This window comes from Burkholderia sp. 572 (genome assembly GCF_040545135.1).
In the GTDB taxonomy this organism is placed as follows: Bacteria; Pseudomonadota; Gammaproteobacteria; order Burkholderiales; family Burkholderiaceae; genus Burkholderia; species Burkholderia cepacia.
The window spans coordinates 224,325-242,215 of record NZ_JBEPLH010000003.1 but is presented as its reverse complement, the minus strand read 5'-3'; the positions used below and the strand labels follow the sequence as shown (position 1 = coordinate 242,215).

At 69.7% G+C, this 17,891-nt stretch carries 15 protein-coding genes; 3 read left to right on the top strand and 12 right to left on the bottom strand.

Annotated features, from left to right (window positions below; genetic code table 11):
* Positions 1 to 141 precede the first annotated feature (141 nt).
* The 4 genes from ABIC51_RS07310 to pdxR form a co-directional block, all read right to left on the bottom strand.
* Positions 142 to 1,209: an ABC transporter ATP-binding protein gene (locus ABIC51_RS07310; RefSeq protein WP_060171080.1), complete on the bottom strand. Its 1,068-nt coding sequence runs from the start codon at positions 1,207 to 1,209 to the stop codon at positions 142 to 144.
* Entirely contained in the window at positions 1,202 to 2,974 is a 1,773-nt protein-coding gene (locus tag ABIC51_RS07305) for an ABC transporter permease (RefSeq protein ID WP_021164063.1), read from the bottom strand. The genes ABIC51_RS07310 and ABIC51_RS07305 overlap by 8 nt, the downstream gene beginning before the upstream one ends.
* A gap of 122 nt (positions 2,975 to 3,096) precedes the next feature.
* Complete coding sequence (locus tag ABIC51_RS07300) at positions 3,097 to 4,197, bottom strand: ABC transporter substrate-binding protein (RefSeq protein WP_027791443.1); 1,101 nt, start codon at positions 4,195 to 4,197, stop codon at positions 3,097 to 3,099.
* Positions 4,198 to 4,414: 217 nt separating this feature from the next.
* On the bottom strand, positions 4,415 to 5,902 hold the full coding sequence (pdxR, locus tag ABIC51_RS07295) for a MocR-like pyridoxine biosynthesis transcription factor PdxR (protein WP_146253241.1): 1,488 nt from the start codon (positions 5,900 to 5,902) through the stop codon (positions 4,415 to 4,417).
* A 102-nt stretch (positions 5,903 to 6,004) separates the two neighbouring features.
* Between pdxR and ABIC51_RS07290 the strand changes: the two genes are divergently transcribed.
* From ABIC51_RS07290 to ABIC51_RS07280, 3 genes are all read left to right on the top strand, one after another.
* Positions 6,005 to 7,246, top strand: coding sequence for a multidrug effflux MFS transporter (locus ABIC51_RS07290; RefSeq protein WP_146253240.1), 1,242 nt, complete (start codon positions 6,005 to 6,007; stop codon positions 7,244 to 7,246).
* Positions 7,247 to 7,405: 159 nt separating this feature from the next.
* Complete coding sequence (locus ABIC51_RS07285) at positions 7,406 to 8,086, top strand: response regulator (RefSeq protein ID WP_027791446.1); 681 nt, start codon at positions 7,406 to 7,408, stop codon at positions 8,084 to 8,086.
* 79 nt (positions 8,087 to 8,165) lie between these two features.
* On the top strand, positions 8,166 to 9,584 hold the full coding sequence (locus ABIC51_RS07280; protein WP_060315286.1) for a sensor histidine kinase: 1,419 nt from the start codon (positions 8,166 to 8,168) through the stop codon (positions 9,582 to 9,584).
* A 107-nt stretch (positions 9,585 to 9,691) separates the two neighbouring features.
* On the opposite strand, the gene ABIC51_RS07275 is transcribed toward ABIC51_RS07280, so the two are convergent.
* The 8 genes from ABIC51_RS07275 to ABIC51_RS07240 form a co-directional block, all read right to left on the bottom strand.
* Positions 9,692 to 10,558, bottom strand: a complete 867-nt coding sequence (locus ABIC51_RS07275) for an MOSC domain-containing protein (protein WP_175853594.1) — start codon at positions 10,556 to 10,558, stop codon at positions 9,692 to 9,694.
* Between the two features lie 88 nt (positions 10,559 to 10,646).
* Positions 10,647 to 11,600, bottom strand: a complete 954-nt coding sequence (locus tag ABIC51_RS07270) for an ABC transporter substrate-binding protein (protein WP_354006394.1) — start codon at positions 11,598 to 11,600, stop codon at positions 10,647 to 10,649.
* 37 nt (positions 11,601 to 11,637) lie between these two features.
* Positions 11,638 to 12,831 (bottom strand): c-type cytochrome, encoded by a 1,194-nt coding sequence (locus tag ABIC51_RS07265; RefSeq protein ID WP_146253238.1) that lies wholly within the window; start codon positions 12,829 to 12,831, stop codon positions 11,638 to 11,640.
* A 50-nt stretch (positions 12,832 to 12,881) separates the two neighbouring features.
* A complete protein-coding gene (locus ABIC51_RS07260; protein ID WP_027791451.1) occupies positions 12,882 to 13,703 on the bottom strand; it encodes an ABC transporter ATP-binding protein in 822 nt (273 codons plus the stop codon).
* Positions 13,697 to 14,794, bottom strand: coding sequence for an ABC transporter permease (locus ABIC51_RS07255; protein ID WP_060171254.1), 1,098 nt, complete (start codon positions 14,792 to 14,794; stop codon positions 13,697 to 13,699). Before ABIC51_RS07255 ends, ABIC51_RS07260 begins: the two co-directional genes overlap by 7 nt.
* A gap of 4 nt (positions 14,795 to 14,798) precedes the next feature.
* A complete protein-coding gene (locus ABIC51_RS07250) occupies positions 14,799 to 15,842 on the bottom strand; it encodes an ABC transporter substrate-binding protein (RefSeq protein WP_060207467.1) in 1,044 nt (347 codons plus the stop codon).
* A 32-nt stretch (positions 15,843 to 15,874) separates the two neighbouring features.
* Positions 15,875 to 16,714: a class II aldolase/adducin family protein gene (locus ABIC51_RS07245; protein ID WP_175853590.1), complete on the bottom strand. Its 840-nt coding sequence runs from the start codon at positions 16,712 to 16,714 to the stop codon at positions 15,875 to 15,877.
* 22 nt (positions 16,715 to 16,736) lie between these two features.
* The gene (locus tag ABIC51_RS07240; protein WP_175898003.1) at positions 16,737 to 17,822 is read right to left on the bottom strand and encodes an LLM class flavin-dependent oxidoreductase; all 1,086 of its coding nucleotides are present in this window, start codon (positions 17,820 to 17,822) and stop codon (positions 16,737 to 16,739) included.
* Positions 17,823 to 17,891 lie beyond the last annotated feature (69 nt).

The window sequence follows — 17,891 nt, the reverse complement described above, 5'->3', positions numbered from 1 at the left end:
TCTTGTGGGTTGGGGTGAAACGGATGCGGCGCGCAGTAGCCCACGACAGACGCCGGAAGACGTCCGCCGGAATGCATGTCATCACATGACGAGATGTGCGCGGTGTGCGTGCGCGACGGCGAGCGTGCCGCCGCGCCCGGGTCAGCCCGCTTTCGCGAACGCCCAGCAGTCGTTGGTCGGGAATTCGATCCAGTGCTTGCCCGCTGCGCGCGGCACGTGGCCGAATGCGCGAAGGCGCATCTCGCCGCAATGGAACAGGTACTCCCAGCGATCGCCGAGATACATCGACGTGACGAGGTCGGCCTGCAGCCGGTTCGCGCCCGGGCCGTCGGCGACCTGCACGCGTTCGAGGCGGATCACGGCCTGCGCGTCCTGGCCCGGTGCGAACGTGTCGCGGGCGAGGGCCTGCAGCTCCCAGCCGTCGCCGGCGAGCGTCACGCGTTCGCCGTCGACGGCCGCGACGCGCGCGTCGATCCGGTTGTTGCTGCCCATGAACTCGGCCGTGTACAGCGAGCGCGGCGCGCCGTACAGCTCGGCCGGCGTGCCTTCCTGCTCGATGCGGCCGTTGCGCAGCAGCAGGATGCGGTCGGACATCGCCATCGCCTCGGTCTGGTCGTGCGTCACGCACAGGGCCGACAGCCCGAGCGACACGATCAGCTCGCGCAGCCACGCGCGCGCTTCCTCGCGCAGCTTCGCGTCGAGGTTCGACAGCGGTTCGTCGAGGAGGATCACCGGCGGGTTGTAGACGAGCGCGCGCGCGATCGCGACGCGCTGCTGCTGGCCGCCCGACAGTTGATGCGGGAAGCGTTCCGCGAGATGGCCGAGGCCGAGCTGGTCGAGCGCGGTCTGCACGCGGCGCTTCTGTTCGGCCGGCGCGACGCGGCGCAGCTTCAGCCCGTAGCCGACGTTGTCGGCGACGGTGCGGTGCGGCCACAACGCGTACGACTGGAACACGAGGCCGAGCGAACGCTGTTCGACGGGCAGGTCGATGCGCTGCGCGCCGTCGAAAAACACGCGCTCGTCGAGCTGGATACGGCCGTCGGACGGCTGTTCGAGGCCCGCGACCGCGCGCAGCAGCGTGGTCTTGCCGCTGCCCGACGCGCCGAGCAGGCACACGACTTCGCCGGCCTTCAGTTCGAACGACACGCCCTTGAGGATCGGATTGGCGCCGTAGCTGAGATGCAGGTCGTCGACGATGAGCTTATCCATGAAGTTTCACTCCGAAGCGCAGGGCCACGCCGAGACCGGCGCCGACCATCGCGATGTTGATGACAGAAAGCGCGGCGACCTGGTCGACGGCGCCGGTCGCCCACAGCGACACGAGCAGCGCGCCGATCACTTCGGTGCCGGGCGACAGCAGGTAGACGGCCGTCGAGTATTCGCGCTCGAAGATCATGAAGATCAGCAGCCACGCGGCGAGCAGGCCGAAGCGCACGAGCGGCAGCGTCACGTCGAGCGACACGCGGCTGCGGGTCGCGCCGACGCTGCGGCCGGCTTCCTCGAGTTCCGGGCCGACCTGCAGCAGCGCGCTCTGGATGAGCCGCATCCCGTATGCGAGCCAGACGACCGTGTACGCGATCCAGATGCTCCACATCGAGTTCTTCAACTCGCGCAGGCCGGGCACGAACAGGAAGATCCACAGGAACGCGAGACCGGCGAGCAGGCCGGGCACCGCGCGCGGCAGCAGCACGAGGTAGTCGAGCAGCTTGGTCGCCCAGTCGGGGCGGCGGTGGCCGGCGAACGCGACGAGCGAGTAGAAGCCGATCGCGAGCGCGCCGCCGATCACGCCGATGCCGAGCGTGTTGACGATCGCGCGCACGAGGTTGTCCTGCTCGAACAGCTCGATGAAGTTCGACAGCGTCAGCACCTCGGCGAGCGCGACGCCTTCGCCCCAGTTGGTCACGAACGCGCGCAGCACGATGCCCGAGATCGGGACGATCACGGTCAGCATCAGCCACAGCACGACGATCGCGAGCGCAACCCAGCGCCACACGCCGAGCGGCAGCACCGTCGTACGGCCGGCCTTGCCCTTCACGGTGACGAAGCGGTTCGCCGTCTTCAGCAGCCGGCGCTGCAGCAGCACGAGCGGGAACGTGATCGCGACGATGCACACCGCGACCGCGGCCATCAGGTGATACGACGGCACGCCGAGCTTGTTGGTTAGCTTGTACAGGTAGGTCGCGAGCACGAGGTGGCCTTCCGGGTCGCCGAGCACGAGCGGCAGCCCGAACACCTCGAAGCCGAGGAAGAACACGAGCACGCCGGCGAACAGCAGCGCGGGCATCGTCATCGGCAGGCTCACGTCGAGCGCGACGCGGAACGGGCGGGCGCCCGTGACGCGCGCGGCTTCCTCGACGTCCGAGCCGAGGTTGCGCAGCGCGGCCGACGAATACAGGTACACGTGCGGCACGTGCGTGAGGCCGACGATCACCGTGATCGCGAAGATCGAATACACGTTCCAGGGCACGTTCTGCACCCCGAACAGCTCCTTGAACCACACCGAATAGAAGCCGACCGGGCCGGCCGCGACCACGTAGCCGAACGCGAGCACCATCGGCGACACGAACACGGGCGTGAGCAGCAGCGGTTCGAGCCAGCGGCGGCCGGGCAGGTCGGTGCGCACCATCAGGAACGCGAGGATGCCGCCGAGCGGGATCGAGATGAACAGCATCCCGCCGGCGATGATGAACGAGTTCTTCACGGCCGACCAGAAGTCGGGATCGCTGAAGACGAAGCGGAAGCCTTCGATGCCGAGCGTCTTGTTCGCATCGAAGAACGGCGCGGACAGCAGGCTCTGGAACAGGATGAAGCCGAGCGGCAGTGCGACGGCGATGGTGAGTACCGCGACGACGATCCAGCGCAGCATGCCGGCGAGCGGCTGCAGGCTGTTGACCGGCAGCGCGGGAATGGCGTCGCGCGGACCGGCGGCGGGTGGCGCGGCCGGTGCCGTGCCGCGGGTGCTGGTTGAAAGCATGAGTTCGCCCCTGCGGCCATCCGGATGGCCGCCTCAAGGAAGTCGGTAAGGGGAAGGGGCCGCCCGCGCGACGTGCGGCGGGCGGCCATGGGTCAGCCGGAGCCGATCAGCCGATCAGCGGATCAGCTCTTGATCGCCTGCTGCCATTGCTTCAGGAACGCGAGCCGCTTCGACTGGTCCAGGTAGACGAGCAGGCCGGTGCCGATCTGGATCGGCTTCAGCGAATCGCCGAGTTCCTTCGTGAGGCTCGCGGCCGACGTCTCGCCGGTCACGTCCGTGCGGATCGCGTACAGGTTCGCCTGGTTCGCGATCATGGTCTGGCCGCGCTTCGACAGCAGGTAGTCCACCCACAGCCTGGCGGCGTTCGGGTTCTTCGCCTTCTTCGAGATGGTGGCGAGGCGGCTCACGATCTGCGTGTAGTCCTTCGGGAATACGTAGCCGATCGACTTGTCCTTCTTCGCCTTCGCGTACGCATACGAGCCGATGATGTTGTAGCCGATCAGGTTCTCGCCCGAAGAGATGCGCTCCATCATCGCGCCGGTGCTCGACTGAAGCTTCGGGCCGGTCTTGCCGATGGCCTTCACGAGTTCCCACGTGACCTTCTCGTTCAGGTGCGCGTCCTGCGTCAGCGCGTTGAAGCCGACGCCGGATTTCTCGACGTCGTACGTCGTGAGCTTGCCCTTGAACTTGTCCGGTTGCGACGCGAGCAGCTTGATCAGGTCGGTGCGCGTTTTCGGTACTTCGTTTTCGGGAATCAGGCGCTTGTTGTAGACGATCGCCAGCGGCTCGAACGTCGTGCCGTACGCCTGCTTCTGGTATTGCGCCCATTGCGGCACGTTCGGGCCTTCCGGCGAATCGTACGACGCCATCAGGCCGTCGTTGACGAGCTTGACCTGCAGGTCCATCGCCGAGCTCCACAGCACGTCGGCGCTCGTGCTGCTCGCCGCGTTCTCGCTGATGTAGCGGTTGTACAGCTCGGTGCTGTTCATGTCGTTGTACTCGACCTTCACGCCGTACAGGCTTTCGAAGTCCTTGATCAGCGGGCGCACGAGGCCCGTGTCGGTCGTCGAGTAGACGATCAGCTTGCCTTCTTTCTTCGCGGCGTCGATCACGCCCTGGTAACTCCCCGGATACCCGGCCGGAACCTGCGCGGCGGCGCTGCCGGCGGCAGTGCCCAGAACGACCGCCAGCGCGGCGGCGAGGTGCTTCGGTGCAAACGGCATGTCTTCCTCCAGTTACGTCTAGGTGTTGTTCGAGTGACGCGGATGTTAATTGCGGCGCACTTTCAGCCCGCTTTCATTTCAGTTCACAATCGCGTCGTTCGTGTCATGGATTTCCCGAGGTCGATGCGGCGGCGGCCCGCCGTTTCGCGGCGCGCGGCACGATCCGGCAACGGAGGGAAGCGGGTTGCCGCGGGGCGCGGCAACGACGGCGGGGCGCCTAGACGGGGTGCGCGAGCAGCTTCGCGAGCAGCCGGCCGCCATGCCGCGCGTGCACGGCCGTCAGTGCCGAATACCCGACGACGACGCCTGCTTCGCACCGCGCGCTTCGACAGAATCCGCGGACCGGCTGCAACTCGACGCCGGCCGCCCGGGCTTGCGTGACATACGTCGCGTCGTCCATCCCCGGCGGCAGCCACAGCACGAAATGAAAGCCCGCGTGTTCGCCGGACACCGCGTACCGTCCGCCGGCGTGTTTCGCCAACTGGTCGAGCACGATGTCGCGCCGCTGGCGGTAGGCGTGACGCGCCGCGCGCAGGTGTTTCGCAAAATCGCCGTGCGCGATGAAGCGGGCCAGCGCCAGCTGGGGCGCCACGCCGACCGAGCGCGCGGTCGCGTGCCACACGGCCGACAGCGCCGGCCGCAGTGCCGCCGGCACGACCATGAAGCCGATGCGCAGTCCCGAGAACAGCGTCTTGTTGAACGAGCCGCAGTAGATCACGCGATCGCACGCGTCGAGCGATTTCAGCGCGGGCAGCGGGGCGGTCTGGTAGCTGAATTCGCCGTCGTAGTCGTCCTCGACGATCCACGCGCGGTTGCGCTGCGCCCAGTCGAGCAGTTCGAGCCGGCGCGACACCGACATCGTGACGCCGAGCGGCGCCTGGTGGGCGGGCGTCACGTAGGCCGCGCGCGCATCGGGATGCCGGTCCAGCGACGCGGTATCGATGCCTTCCCGATCGACCGGCACGTCGATCACGGTCGCGCCCGCGATCGTGAAGATCTGCCAGGCCGACGCGTAGCCGGGGTCCTCCATCAGCACCGTCGAGCCGGGCGTGAGCAGCGTGCGCGCGACGAGATCGATCGAATGCCGGATGCCGGTCGTGATGAAGATGTCGCCCGCGCTGCACGGGATGCCGCGATATTCGCGCAGGTAGGCGGCGATTTCGTCGCGCAGGCTTTCGACGCCTTGCGCCGGCGTCGCCCCGAGGTCGTTCGCCGTCGCGGCAAGCAGGCTGGCCCCGAGCGCCTTCTTCCATTGCTGCATCGGCAGCAGGCCGGGATCGGCAAGCCGCGCGACGAACGGGACGCCCGGACGCACGCCTTGTTCCGGCTCGGCGGCGTCGGTCGTGCGCGCCGGCGCGGGGCGCGCGTCGGCAGGGCGCGCGCCGTTGCCGCGCGACTGCGCGGCCGCGCGCAGGTAGCTGTCCGGTACCACCGCGCATACCCGCGACCCCGATCCTTGCGCGCGGGCGATGTAGCCCTCCGAGCACAGCCTGTCGTATGCCGCTTCGACCGTCCCCCGGGCGACGCCCCAGCGCGCCGCGAGGGTGCGGCTGGACGGCAGCGGGCTGTCGCCGGGGAGCAGGCGCCTCAGGATCGCGTCGCGCAGCGCGTCGGCGATGCACTCCTGCTTCGACTGCGGATTGCCCGTGGACAGCCCCGCAGGGCACGGCAGATCGAGCGGAATCGCGGCTTTGCCTCGCGCCATAGTGGTCCAGTCGGTGTCGAATTTAATGGCCCTTCAGCTTATATCACTTTGACCTTAGATTTCAGTCGACCACATCGATCCGACCGGAGGCGGGCTCACCGCATGAAAACGCGTTCATTACCCCAGTGGGGCTGGCTGTTCCTGTTGATGCTCGTCGTGTGCCTGCCGCGTGTCACGATCGATGCGTACCTGCCGTCGCTGCCGGCGATGGCGGACACGCTGCACGGCACCGACGCCCAGTTGCAGCTCACGCTGACCCTCTACATGGTCGGTTATGCGCTGTCGATGCTGGTGTCGGGGCCGTTGTCCGACCGTTACGGCCGTCGCCCCGTCCTGATCGGCGGCCTGTGCCTCTACGTGGTCGCGAGCGTCGCCTGCGCGTGCTCGACCAGCATCGCGGCGATCGTCGCCGCACGCATCTTCCAGGCATTGGGCGGCTGCTGTGGCACGGTGGTCGGGCGGGTGATCGTGCGCGAGCGCTTCCCGGCCGCGATGCAGGCGACGATGCTGGGCCGGATCTCGGCCGGCATGGCGCTGTCGCCCGTGATTGCGCCGCTGGCCGGCAGCGCGCTGGCCGAGTGGCTCGGATGGCGCGGCGTGTTCGGATCGCTGGCGGCGGGCGGGGTGGTCGCGGCGGCGATGGTGCTGCGCTACCTGCCGGAGACCCGCGAATGCGACGCGCGGCCGGCGCCGGGCGCGGGGCTCCTGCGGACCTACGCGGGCCTGCTGCGCGAGCGCCGTTTCCTGCGCTACTCGCTCGCGATCAGTTTCGCGTACTGCACGTACTACCCGTTCATCGCGGAATCGTCGACGCTGTTCCAGCGGCAGCGAGGCGTATCCGGCCCGGTGTATGCCGCGATCTTCGGCCTGACCGTGCTCGGCTACCTGATCGGCTCGCACGTGTTCGCGCGGACCGGCACGCGCTGGAAGGCCGATTCGGTCATCGCGGCGGCGGCGGGCGTCAATCTGGCCGGCACCGCCGCGTTGTGGATCGGCGGAGCGGTCGCGCCGGCGGCGGTGGCGGCGCTCGTCGTCCCGATGTTCGTCGTGATGATCGCCGTCGGGATCGCGATCCCGGCCTGCCAGTTCGCGGTGATGCAGCCGTACACGACGATCGCCGGGACGGCGTCCGGGCTGTTCTTCTTTATCCAGATGGCGATCACGGCCGCATGCGGCGGCGTGCTGGCGTGGCTGTCGGACGGCACCGCGCGCCCGATGATCGTCGTCACGGCCGGGGCGAGCGTCGCGTTCCTGGCGGTGGTGGTCGGCCTGCGCGAGCGGCGGCGCGCAGGAGAAGGTTCGCGCTTCGCGCCGCGCAGCCGTGCCACTGCCGCAGAGCGCTGAGCACTGAGCACTGAGCGCTGAGCGCCGAGCGTTCAGAGACGGTCGGCGGGCCGGCAGACGCGCGGGCGCGCCGGCGGCGCAACCGGTGTTTCCGCGAGGCGTCGCGACGGAAAGGATCATGTAATGTAGCGGCCTGTCGCTGACCTTCCCGGAATCCCCATGCGTGTGCTGCTCGTCGAAGACAACCCGAACCTCGCCCAGTCGCTGAACGACGCGCTGAGCGCGGCGCGCTTCGCTGTCGATCACATGGCGGACGGCGAGGCGGCCGACCACGTGCTGCGCACGCAGGACTACGCGCTGGTGATCCTCGATCTCGGGCTGCCGAAGCTCGACGGGCTGGAAGTGCTGCGGCGGCTGCGCGCGCGGCGCAATCCGGTGCCGGTGCTGATCCTGACCGCGCACGGGTCGGTCGAGGATCGCGTGAAGGGGCTCGATCTCGGCGCCGACGACTATCTCGCGAAACCATTCGAGCTGACCGAACTGGAGGCGCGCGCCCGCGCGCTGATCCGCCGCAGCCTCGGCCACGAGCATTCGCGGGTCGAATGCGGGCCGCTTTCCTACGACAGTATCGACCGCAGCTTCCATCTCGCGGGCGAGCCGCTGTCGCTCACGCCGCGCGAGCGTTCGGTGCTCGAGGTGCTGATCCTGCGCAACGGCCGTGCGATCAACAAGGAAACGCTGTCGGAGAAGATTTTCGGGCTCGACGAGTCGGTCAACGCCGATGCGATCGAGATCTACGTGTACCGGCTGCGCAAGAAGCTCGAGAACACGGGTGTCGCGATCGTCACGCTGCGCGGGCTCGGTTATCTGCTGGAGGCGAGGGCGGAGGCGGCGGAATGAGCCCCCCGCCCATCCGCGGCGGTGCGCTGCGCCCCGACATGGCGCCTGGCGTCGGGGCGGCGGCCCGGCGGAACGCATGATGCCCCGCCCGAACCTGCGCACGCAGGTCGCGTTGTGGCTGCTGCTGCCGCTGCTCGGCCTGCTCGCGCTCGACTCGTGGCTCACGTACCAGCGCGCGATGAACGCCGCGCACGTCGCGTTCGACCGCACGCTGTCGTCGTCGCTGAAGTCGATCCGCGAAGGCGTGCGGCTCAATGACGGCGAGATCGAGGTCGACCTGCCGTATCTCGCGCTCGAAATGCTCGAATCGAGCGACGGCGGCAAGATCTACTACCTGATCCGCGAGGACAACGGCCACACGGTCACCGGCTACCCGGACCTGCCGCTGCCGCACGGGCGCGACGCGGGCGACGGTGCGCTGTTCGTCACGCGCTACTACGACGTCGTCTATCGCGGCGAACAGCTGCGGATGGCCGCGCTGCGCATCCCGGTGCACGACGTGCCGACCGCGCAGTCGCGCATCGTGTGGGTGATGGTCGGCGAGACGATCGAGGCGCGCCAGGCGCTCGCGCGCGAGATCCTGGTGGGGTCGCTGCTGCAGGAAGGGCTGCTGGTCGTGCTGGCGCTCGGCATCGTGTGGCTCGGCGTCGGGCGCGGGCTGCGGCCGCTGAACCGGCTGTCGGCGACGGTCGCCGCGCGCAGCGAGGACGACACGACGCCGCTCGATACCGGCGCGATGCCGAGCGAACTTGCGCCGCTCGTCGAGTCGATCAACCAGTACATCGGCCGCACGCAGCGGATGCAGGTCGCGCGGCGCCGCTTCTTCGCGGACGCGGCCCATCAACTGAAGACGCCGCTCGCGGCCGTACAGGCGGGCGTTGAACTCGCGCTGCGGCCCGACGAGCAGCCTCGCGCGAACGGGCACCTGCGGCGCGCGAACGGCGCGGTGCGGCAGGCCGCGAAGATCGTCCAGCAACTGCTGTCGCTGTCGCGGCTCGATTCGGACAGCGGCCACGCTGTTGCCCACCAGCCGGTCGCGCTGCACCGGCTCGCGCGCAGCGTGACGCTCGACTGGTCGCCGGTCGCACGTGCGCGCGACATCGATCTCGGCTTCGAGCACGAGGCCGACATCGACGTGCACGGGCAACCCGACCTGCTCGGCGAGATGATCGGCAACCTGATCGACAACGCGATCCGTTATGCGGGCGATCGCGCGGTGATTACGGTACGCGTGTCGCGCGACGGGGAGCACGCGCGGCTCGACGTGATCGACAACGGGCCGGGCGTGCCGGCGGACGAGCGCGACGCGGTGTTCGAGCGTTTCCATCGCGGCAGCAAGACGCAGACGGTCGAAGGGACGGGGCTCGGGCTGTCGATCGTGCGGGAGATCGCGCGCGTGCATCAGGGCACCGTGACGCTTGCCGATGCGGCCGGCGGGGGCCTGGTCGTGACGATCCGGTTGCCGGCAGCGAACGACGCGGGGGCGCATGCCGCGTGATGGCGAGTCGTGAGTCGCGATGAGGGCAGTGGGAAGCAGGAAGCCGCTCGGGCGGCTTCCGGGCTACGAAGACGATGTGATCGGATGAACGGTGCCGTGTACGCGCATCAATCGCCGAACCCGATCTCCGCTTCCAGTGACTGGCCGACCTCGAGCCACCCGCCCGCGCCTTCGACGACGATCGCGTTGATGCCGAACGTCAGCTCGCCGCCGAAGTTCGGGTTCGCGCGATAGGTCTGCATCGTGTCGGTCGGCTCGTGCGGCCACGCGGGGTCGGGCGCGCCGGTGACCTGGTCGATCGTCGGCATCGGGCAGCGCGTGCACGGCTTCACGAGCCGCAGCCGCACGGGCGCCGCACCTTCCGTGTCGAGATGTTCGACGAAATCCTCTTCGTACGCGTCGAGATCCGACACCACGATGTTCGGCCGGAAGCGGTTCATCGGAATCGCCGGTGCACCTTTGGCGGTGAGCCGCGCGTTCAGGTCGTCGAGCGACGACTGGCCGATCACGAGCAGCGGGTAGCCGTCCGCGAACTGCGTGTGCGTATCGATCTCGCCGGTCCATTTACGGTTGCAGCCGCGGCGTGCGTCGGGCGCGAAGCGCGCGAGCTTCGCGGGCGTGCCGAGGAATTCGGTGAGCCAGGCGGCCGTTTCGGCGCCCGTGTCGATCGCATCGACGGTGTCGCGCCACACGGTCGCGGCCATTTTCGGCGTGGCGGGCGATCCGTCGCCGTCGAGCGGTGTGCGGATCTCGCGCATGCCCGGCCCGCTCAGCACGAGCGCATCGCTGTTCAGCGCGGTGCGGATCAGCGCGAGGCGCGGGTGCGTGCGCTGCGTGATCATCTGTCCGGCGGGGTCGGTGATCAGCCAGTGTCGGTCGTACGCCAGGCCCGTTTCGAGCAGCTGCGCGCGCGACAGCGCGATGCCGGCGCAGGATTTGATCGGATACACGAAGAGTTCGGCGATGGCTGGCATGACGCTGGCTGAAGGCGGATGGCGAGACTGCGATTGTGCCAGATCGCGCCGCAGCCGTTCGGACGGCTGCGCTCCGTTGCACGGCCGGTCATGCGAGCGGGAAGCCGGGGTCGAATGTGGTACGCACGTCGAGCGGCTGGCGCAGCAGTCCCGCCTTCAGGTAGAAGTCGGCCGTGCGCTGCTGTTCGGCGATGACCGTCGCGTCGATCGGCAACCAGCGCGTGTTGCGGCGCTCGAACTGCAGCTTCGCGGCTGCCGGCGGAATGCCGATGATGCGTGCGAGCGCTGCCGAATACGCGTCGGCATGCCGGTACGACCAGGCCTGCGCGCGCACGACGCGCCGCAGGAAATCGTGCAGCACGTCGCGCTTCGACGCGATCGCCGCGTCGGTCGCCGCGATGTAGCTGAGGCCCGACCACAGCCCGCGGCCGCTGACGAGCACGCGCGCGCGCCCGCTCGTTTCCGCGAGTGCGGTATAGGGCTCCCAGGTCGCCCACGCATCGATCGAACCGGTTGCGAGCGCAAGCATCGTATCGGCCGGCGGCAGGAAGCGGAACGAGACGGCGTCGGGAGGCAGGCCGGCCGCGTCGAGCGCCTTCAGCGTGACGAAATGCCCGATCGAGCCGCGCGTGGTGCCGATGCGCTTGCCTTTGAGGTCGGCCGGGCTTTTCAGCGCGGCGTCGGGCCGCACGAGCACCGCCGTGCCGTACGGGTCGGAGCGGTTCGAGCCGATCACCTTGATGCGTGCGCCCGACGCGAGCGCGAAGATCACCGGCGCATCGCCGATCGGCCCGCAGTCGACGGCGGCCGCGTTCAGCGCTTCGGCGAGCGGCGCGGCGGCCGGGAACTCGGTCCACGCGATGTCGTACGGCAGGCCGTTCAGTTCGCTGGCTGCTTCGAGCAGCGCGCGCAGCCCGCCTTTCTGGTCGCCGGCGCGCAGCAGCGGCCGCGTGCCCGATTGCGCGCGCACGGCGGCCGGGGCCGCGGCGATCGTGGCGAGGGCGCTCGCTTGCGCGAGGAAGTGGCGTCGGGTCGGATTCATCGTGAAGTTCGGTCGGAAGAGAAGGTCAGGGATTCGATCAATGCGGGAGCCCGGCCTGTACGTCGCGCACGGGTTCCGTGTCGACGCGCAGCAGCAGCGCGGTCAGCTCGTCGCCGTTCGCGGCCGGTACTGCCGGCCGTGGCGTGGCGTCCGAGCGGCACAGCAGGTCGGCATCCGACCAGCCCGCGCTGCCCGGCAACGCACGCGCCCGCAGCCAGCCGCGGCGATCGGCGAGGAGCTGCGTGCCGCCGAGTGCGGCGGGCGCCACGCCGGCGATCGTCGCGAAGGCGAGCCACGCATCGGGCGTCGACGCGACGCAATCGGCTCGCGCCGTGCCGGCCGTCTGCGCCACGGGCGTGCCGCTTGCCGTGACGAGCAAGGTTTGCCAGCGCGCGTCTTCCGGCGGGGGCGTCGCGCCTGGCGCGAGGGCGACGATGCGCACGCGCTGGCCTGCGCGCCAGCGATCGAGCGGTTGGGGCGCGGCGCTGCCGCAGCGCACGTCGAGCGCCGGCAGCGGCACGGGCACTGGCCACGCGCCTTCTGCCTGCGCGCCGCTGCCCGCGGCGAGCGCTTTCAGATAGTCGAGCACGGCCCAGGTGTCGCGGGGCCCGAGCGTCGCGGCGAAGCCGGGCATCGTCGGCGTGCCGCGTTCGTCGCGTGTCCCGTGGCGCACGCGCCAGAACAGTTCGCCGTCGAGGCGGCGGGCAAGCAGGGCGCCGGCGAAGGTCGGCGGCCAGTGCGGGAGCGTGGCCGCCAGCGGCCCTTCCCCGCGTCCGTCCACGCCGTGGCACGCCACGCAGTGTTGCGCATACAAGTGCGCGCCGCGCATCACGTTCGATACCGAAAACGGCGCGGGATCGCGCTGGAAACTCGTCGGCACGGCAGGCGAAAGCCACAGCGAAGCCGGCGGCCACGGCGCGAACCACGCAACGGCCAGCGCGGCAAGCACCGCAAGCGCCGACGCCACATGCCGCTTGCGTAACGCGAGCGCGATGCACGCGAGCACGGCGGCCAGCGTCGTCGCCGCGACGGCGAACGCGAGTTGCCGCGTGAGCCCTGCGTCGATGCGCAGCGTTTCGAGCGCGATGCGACGGGCCCACGGCCAGACAGGCTGGCCGTCGGCGTCGCCCGTCAGCCCGATCGCGTGCAGCACGCGCGACAGCGCGACTTGTGCGCGATACAGCCCTTGCAGAAACAGCAGTGCCCAGTCGGAGAACGTCGGTGCATTCATCGGCTACGTTCCCGCCGCGCCGCGGCCCATCGTCGAACGGTACCGCGCATCTACCAGCTCGCATCGAGCCCGAGATGCCGCAACGCGTCGTGACGCAGCTCGGCGAGGCGCGGGTCGCCGCGATGACGCGGATAGGGCAGGTCGACGCGCAACTCGGCGACGATCCGCGCGGGACGCGGCCCGAAGACGATCACGCGCTGCGCGAGGAACAGCGCTTCCTCGACATCGTGCGTGACGAGCAATGCAGAGAAACCGTCGCGTTGCCACAGTGCGGTGAGTTCGGCCTGCATCGTGAGCCGGGTGAGCGAATCGAGCTTGCCGAGCGGCTCGTCGAGAATCAGCAGGCGCGGATCGTTGACGAGCGCGCGGGCCAGTGCGACCCGCTGCGCCATCCCGCCGGACAGCTGATGCGGGAACACGTTCGAGAATTCCTGCAGGCCGACGCGCGCGAGCGCATCGTCGACGCGATGCTGCGACGCGCGCGCCACGCCGCGCGCCTCGAGGCCGAGCGCGACGTTCGCGCGCACCCGCCGCCACGGGTACAGCGTCGGGTCCTGGAACACGACGATGCGCGACGGATCGGGTTGCTCGATCGGCACGCCGTCCTGCGCGATTCCGCCTTGCCGCGCGGCGTCGAGGCCCGCGACGAGGCGCAGCAGCGTCGATTTCCCGCAGCCGCTCGGGCCGAGCAGCGCGACGAATTCGCCGGCCGCGACCGACAGCGTGACGTCGTCGAGCACGGGCAGCGGGCCGCCGGGGCCGTCGAACGCATGGCTCACGCGGCGGATGTCGATGCGCGCGCCGCGCGGCGCCGTGACGGCAGGCGACGCGGCTGGCGCAGCGGACGATTCGAGTACGGCGGCGTTCACCATTTGACGGTTCCTTTCTGCCACGCGAGCACGCGGTCGCGCACCGCGAACAGCAGCGCGATCAGCCCGGAAAACAGCAGCGCCATCACGATCAGCGCCGCATACATGTTCACGTACGATGCCCAGCCCTGCGCCCAGCTCAGGTACCAGCCGAGGCCGGACTTGACGCCCATCATCTCGGCGACGACCAGCACCGTGAACGACGCGCTCAGCCCCATGAAGATGCCGACGAACACGTGCGGCAGCGCGGCCGGAATCGCGACGCGCAGCACGAGGAAGCGCGCATTCGCGCCGAGCGTGCGCGCGACGTCGTAATACTGCTTGTTGACGCTCGCGACGCCCGACCACGTCAGCACCGCGACCGGGAAGCCGGTGGCGAGCGCGATCAGGAACGCGGCGGCGGAATAGCTCGACGGGAAGAAGTAGAACGTGAGCGGCAACAGCGCGGTGGCCGGCACGGGGCCGAGCACGCGCAGCACCGGATGCACCCAGTAGCCGATCCGGCGCGACCAGCCGATCGACACGCCGACCGCGAAACCGACCGCGACGCCGTATGCAAAGCCGAGCGCGAGCAGCTTCAGCGTGTTGCCGGCGCTGCCGAGCAGGCGCGGCCAGTCGTCGACGTAGACCTCGATCAGTGCCTGCGGCGGCGCGAAGAACGGCGTCGGCAGCCAGCCGGTTTTCGCGGTGACGATTTCCCACGCGGCGAGCACGAGCGGCAGCGCGACGAGCCACGGGCCGGCCGGGCGCACGCGCGCGAGCCGCGTGCGCGTCGCGGCGACGAGATGGCCGAGCGTCGCGGCGGCGAGCAGCAACGCGGCGATCGTCCACGCGGCCGTGCCGAACGTGTCCGTGTACGCCCAGTCGCTGAAGCCGACGATGCGGTTCGGCCACAGCTGCGTGAGGGCGCCGAGCGCGGCCCAGGCGAGTGCGGCGGCGATGCCGGTCGGCCAGGTGCGCGCGCGGCGCGCTTCGGCCGCGAGCGTCGCTTCGCAGGCCGTGCAGGCCACGCGTGCGGAAGCAGCGGAAGCAGGCGCACCGCCGGCCGGTGACGGTGCGGTGCGCGCGGTGGAGGCGTGTTCGATCGTCGACATCGCGTCACCCGAGCACGTTCGCATAGACCTGCTGCGCGAAGCGCTGCGGGTCGGTGCTCTTCTTCAGCACGCTGATGCGGCGGAAATCGTCCGCATAGAACGCGATTTCCTGCTGCAGGTCGACGTTGGTCGGGTGGTGCGTGTAGGTGAGCGTCGCGTACAGCTTGCGCAGGTCCTCGGGGCTGATCTTCGGCGAATACTTCGCGAACACTTTCGCGGCTTCGTTCGGGTTGTCGTGCGTGAACTCGGTGGCCTGCACGATCGAGCGCGCGAGTGCGGCGGCGGACGGCCGGTCGTTGCGCACCAGGTCGCCGCGCGCGCCGATCACGCAGCACACCTTGCGTGCGTATTCGCCTGACAGGTTCGTGGCGAGTTCCGTGTACGCACCGTTGCTGCGCTTTTCCAGCAGATAGAGGTTCGGGTCGCCGTCGGCGATCGCGTGGATCTCGCCCTTGTCGACCGCGACGCCGAGCAGGTCGGCCGGATACTGCCGCCACGTGATGTCGCGCTCGGGATCGATCCCGTTCTTCGCGAGCAGGATCGAGAAGAAATGCTTGCCGGGCGCGGCCAGGTCGCTGACGCCGACCGTCTTGCCCTTCAGCGCCTGCAGCGTCGTGACGCCGGCCGCCTTCGAGCCGAGCAGCCGCACGCAGCCGCCGTGCGAGCTGCCGATGATCTTCACGTCGAAACCGGCTTCGAGCGGCTTCAGCCAGCGATGGATCATCCCGACCGCCGCATCGGCCTTGCCGGTCGCGATCGATTCGAGCAACTGGTCGGTCGAGCCGCTGTAGTTGATCAGTTCGACCTTGAGGCCGTTCTTCTCGAAGAAGCCGCGCTCCTGCGCGACGACGATCGGCGTCAGGCAGAACGCGTTCTGGTTCCACGCGAACGTGAGCTTCTTCAGCGGCGGCGCTGACCAGGCCTTGCGGCCAAGCGTGATCGCGGGCGCGGCGAGCGCGGCGGCGCCGGCCGCGCGCAGCAGCTTGCGGCGTTTGTCGTCGTGCGTGTCGTGTGCATTGGCGGGCGCGGGTGCGGCGGTTCGGGTCATGTGGTCTGGTCTCCGGTCGTGCGGGAAGGCGCTCAGTCGAGCAGGTCGGGTTCGTCGGCGACGACGCGCGCGAACAGGCTGTCGAACGCATGCAGCGCGCCCTCGGGGCCGCCGATCTGGCCATGCGTGTGGCGCGCGGTGGCGTGATCGATCGGTTGCGGCGTGCCGGCCGCCTCGGCCAGCAACTGCGTGTGCGCGGCGTTGTCGAGCGCGATGTACCACCATGCGGCAGCCTCGACCGTCGGGCCGGCGGTCAGGATTCCGTGGTTCTTCAGGATCGCGCCCTTGTGCGTGGTGCCGTCCGGTTTCGCAAGCGCATCGGCGATCCGTGCGCCTTCGCTCGTGTCGACGACCATCCCCGTGAAGTCGTCGAACAGCGCGTGGTCTTCATAGAACACGCACGCGTCCTGCGTGAGCGGATCGAGCGGGCGGCCGAGCGTCGACCACGCCTTGCCGTACGTCGAATGCGTATGCGCGGCGGCGACGATGTGCGGATGCGCGTCGTGGATGGCCGCATGGATCGCGAACGCGGCCTTGTTCAGCGGCCGGGAACCGATCGCGGTTTCGCCGCGCGCGTTGACGAGCAGCAGGTCGGACACCCTGATCTGCGAGAAATGCACGCCGAGCGGATTCACCCAGAAGTGGTCGGGCAGTTCGGGGTCGCGTGCGGTGATGTGGCCGGCGAGCCCCTGTGCGAAGCCGAAGCGAGCGAACAGGCGGAACGCGGCCGCGAGCCGCTCCTGACGGTGACGGCGCTCGGCGGCGACGTCGATGCGCGGCGCGGGCGGATCGAACCAGAAATGCTGGCTCGGCGACGCGGCGAGCGCGAGGCCCGACGCAGTGCGTTCGAGTGTGGACGGAACGGCGGACATCGTAAGGGTCTCCCGGGTTGCGTCAGGCCGCGCGGCGCGCCGCGTCGCGTGCGGCGACGGCGCCGCGCACGCGCGGAATCAGTTCGCGGCCGTAGTCGATCGCGTCTTCCAGCGGATCGAAGCCGCGGATCAGGAACGTCGTGACGCCGAGGTCGTAGTAGTCGAGCAGCGCATCGGCGACCTGTTCGGGCGTGCCGACCAGCGCCGTCGAATTCGAACGCGCGCCGGTGAGGCTGGCGATCTCGGTCCACAGCCGCTTGTCGACGCGCGAGCCGCGTTCGGCCGCGGCCAGCAGGCGGCGCGCGCCTTCGCTTTGCTGCGGGCCGCCGGCGCCGAGCCCGGCCGCTTCGCGCAGCCGGCGTGTTTCGTCGAGGATGCGATGCGCACGCGCCCACGCTTCGTCCTCGGTCGCGGCGAGGATCGGGCGGAACGACACGGAGAAACGCACCTGCCGGCCGTGCTTCGCGGCTTCGGCGCGCACCCGGGTCGTCAGGTCGCGCACCTGGTCGAGCGATTCGCCCCACAGCGCGTAGACGTCCGCGTGCTTGCCGGCCACGGCGAGCGCGGCTTCCGATGCGCCGCCGAAATAGATCGGCACATGCGGCTGCTGGAACGGCTTCACTTCCGAGAATCCCTGTTTGAACCGGTAATGCGCGCCGTCGTGATCGAACGGCTGCGCTTCGGTCCAGATCCGCCGCAGGATGCCGAGGTACTCGTCGGTGCGCGCATAACGCGCGTCATGGTCGAGGAAATCGCCGTCGCGCTGCTGCTCGCTGTCCGAGCCGCCGGAGATGAAGTGCACGGCGAGCCGGCCGCGGCTGAACTGGTCGAGTGTCGCGATCTGCCGCGCGGCGAGCGTCGGCGCGGTGAAGCCGGGGCGATGCGCGAGCATGAAGTGGATGCGCTCGGTCGCGGTCGCCGCGAACGCGATCGTCAGCGTCGCCGACGGGCCGGTCGAGTGATGCGGCACGAGGATCCGGTCGAAGCCGGCCGTCTCGTGGGCGCGGGCAAAGTCGCGCACGTAGCCGGGATCGACCACGGGGCCGGACGGCGGGTGGATTTCCGACTGCTTCTGGCTCTGGATCATGCCGATGAATTCGACGCTCATCTGGGTCTCCGGTGCGGGGATGTCCCGGCGCGCGGCCGGGCAGGAATGGAGCGCAGGTTAACGCCGCGA

Bases quoted from the DNA above. Each gene is read 5' to 3' on its own strand.
- ABIC51_RS07310 (WP_060171080.1), bottom strand. From the start codon at position 1,209: ATGGATAAGCTCATCGTCGACGACCTGCATCTCAGCTACGGCGCCAAT.
- ABIC51_RS07305 (WP_021164063.1), bottom strand. From the start codon at position 2,974: ATGCTTTCAACCAGCACCCGCGGCACGGCACCGGCCGCGCCACCCGCC.
- ABIC51_RS07300 (WP_027791443.1), bottom strand. From the start codon at position 4,197: ATGCCGTTTGCACCGAAGCACCTCGCCGCCGCGCTGGCGGTCGTTCTG.
- pdxR (WP_146253241.1), bottom strand. From the start codon at position 5,902: ATGGCGCGAGGCAAAGCCGCGATTCCGCTCGATCTGCCGTGCCCTGCG.
- ABIC51_RS07290 (WP_146253240.1), top strand. From the start codon at position 6,005: ATGAAAACGCGTTCATTACCCCAGTGGGGCTGGCTGTTCCTGTTGATG.
- ABIC51_RS07285 (WP_027791446.1), top strand. From the start codon at position 7,406: ATGCGTGTGCTGCTCGTCGAAGACAACCCGAACCTCGCCCAGTCGCTG.
- ABIC51_RS07280 (WP_060315286.1), top strand. From the start codon at position 8,166: ATGCCCCGCCCGAACCTGCGCACGCAGGTCGCGTTGTGGCTGCTGCTG.
- ABIC51_RS07275 (WP_175853594.1), bottom strand. From the start codon at position 10,558: ATGCCAGCCATCGCCGAACTCTTCGTGTATCCGATCAAATCCTGCGCC.
- ABIC51_RS07270 (WP_354006394.1), bottom strand. From the start codon at position 11,600: ATGAATCCGACCCGACGCCACTTCCTCGCGCAAGCGAGCGCCCTCGCC.
- ABIC51_RS07265 (WP_146253238.1), bottom strand. From the start codon at position 12,831: ATGAATGCACCGACGTTCTCCGACTGGGCACTGCTGTTTCTGCAAGGG.
- ABIC51_RS07260 (WP_027791451.1), bottom strand. From the start codon at position 13,703: ATGGTGAACGCCGCCGTACTCGAATCGTCCGCTGCGCCAGCCGCGTCG.
- ABIC51_RS07255 (WP_060171254.1), bottom strand. From the start codon at position 14,794: ATGTCGACGATCGAACACGCCTCCACCGCGCGCACCGCACCGTCACCG.
- ABIC51_RS07250 (WP_060207467.1), bottom strand. From the start codon at position 15,842: ATGACCCGAACCGCCGCACCCGCGCCCGCCAATGCACACGACACGCAC.
- ABIC51_RS07245 (WP_175853590.1), bottom strand. From the start codon at position 16,714: ATGTCCGCCGTTCCGTCCACACTCGAACGCACTGCGTCGGGCCTCGCG.
- ABIC51_RS07240 (WP_175898003.1), bottom strand. From the start codon at position 17,822: ATGAGCGTCGAATTCATCGGCATGATCCAGAGCCAGAAGCAGTCGGAA.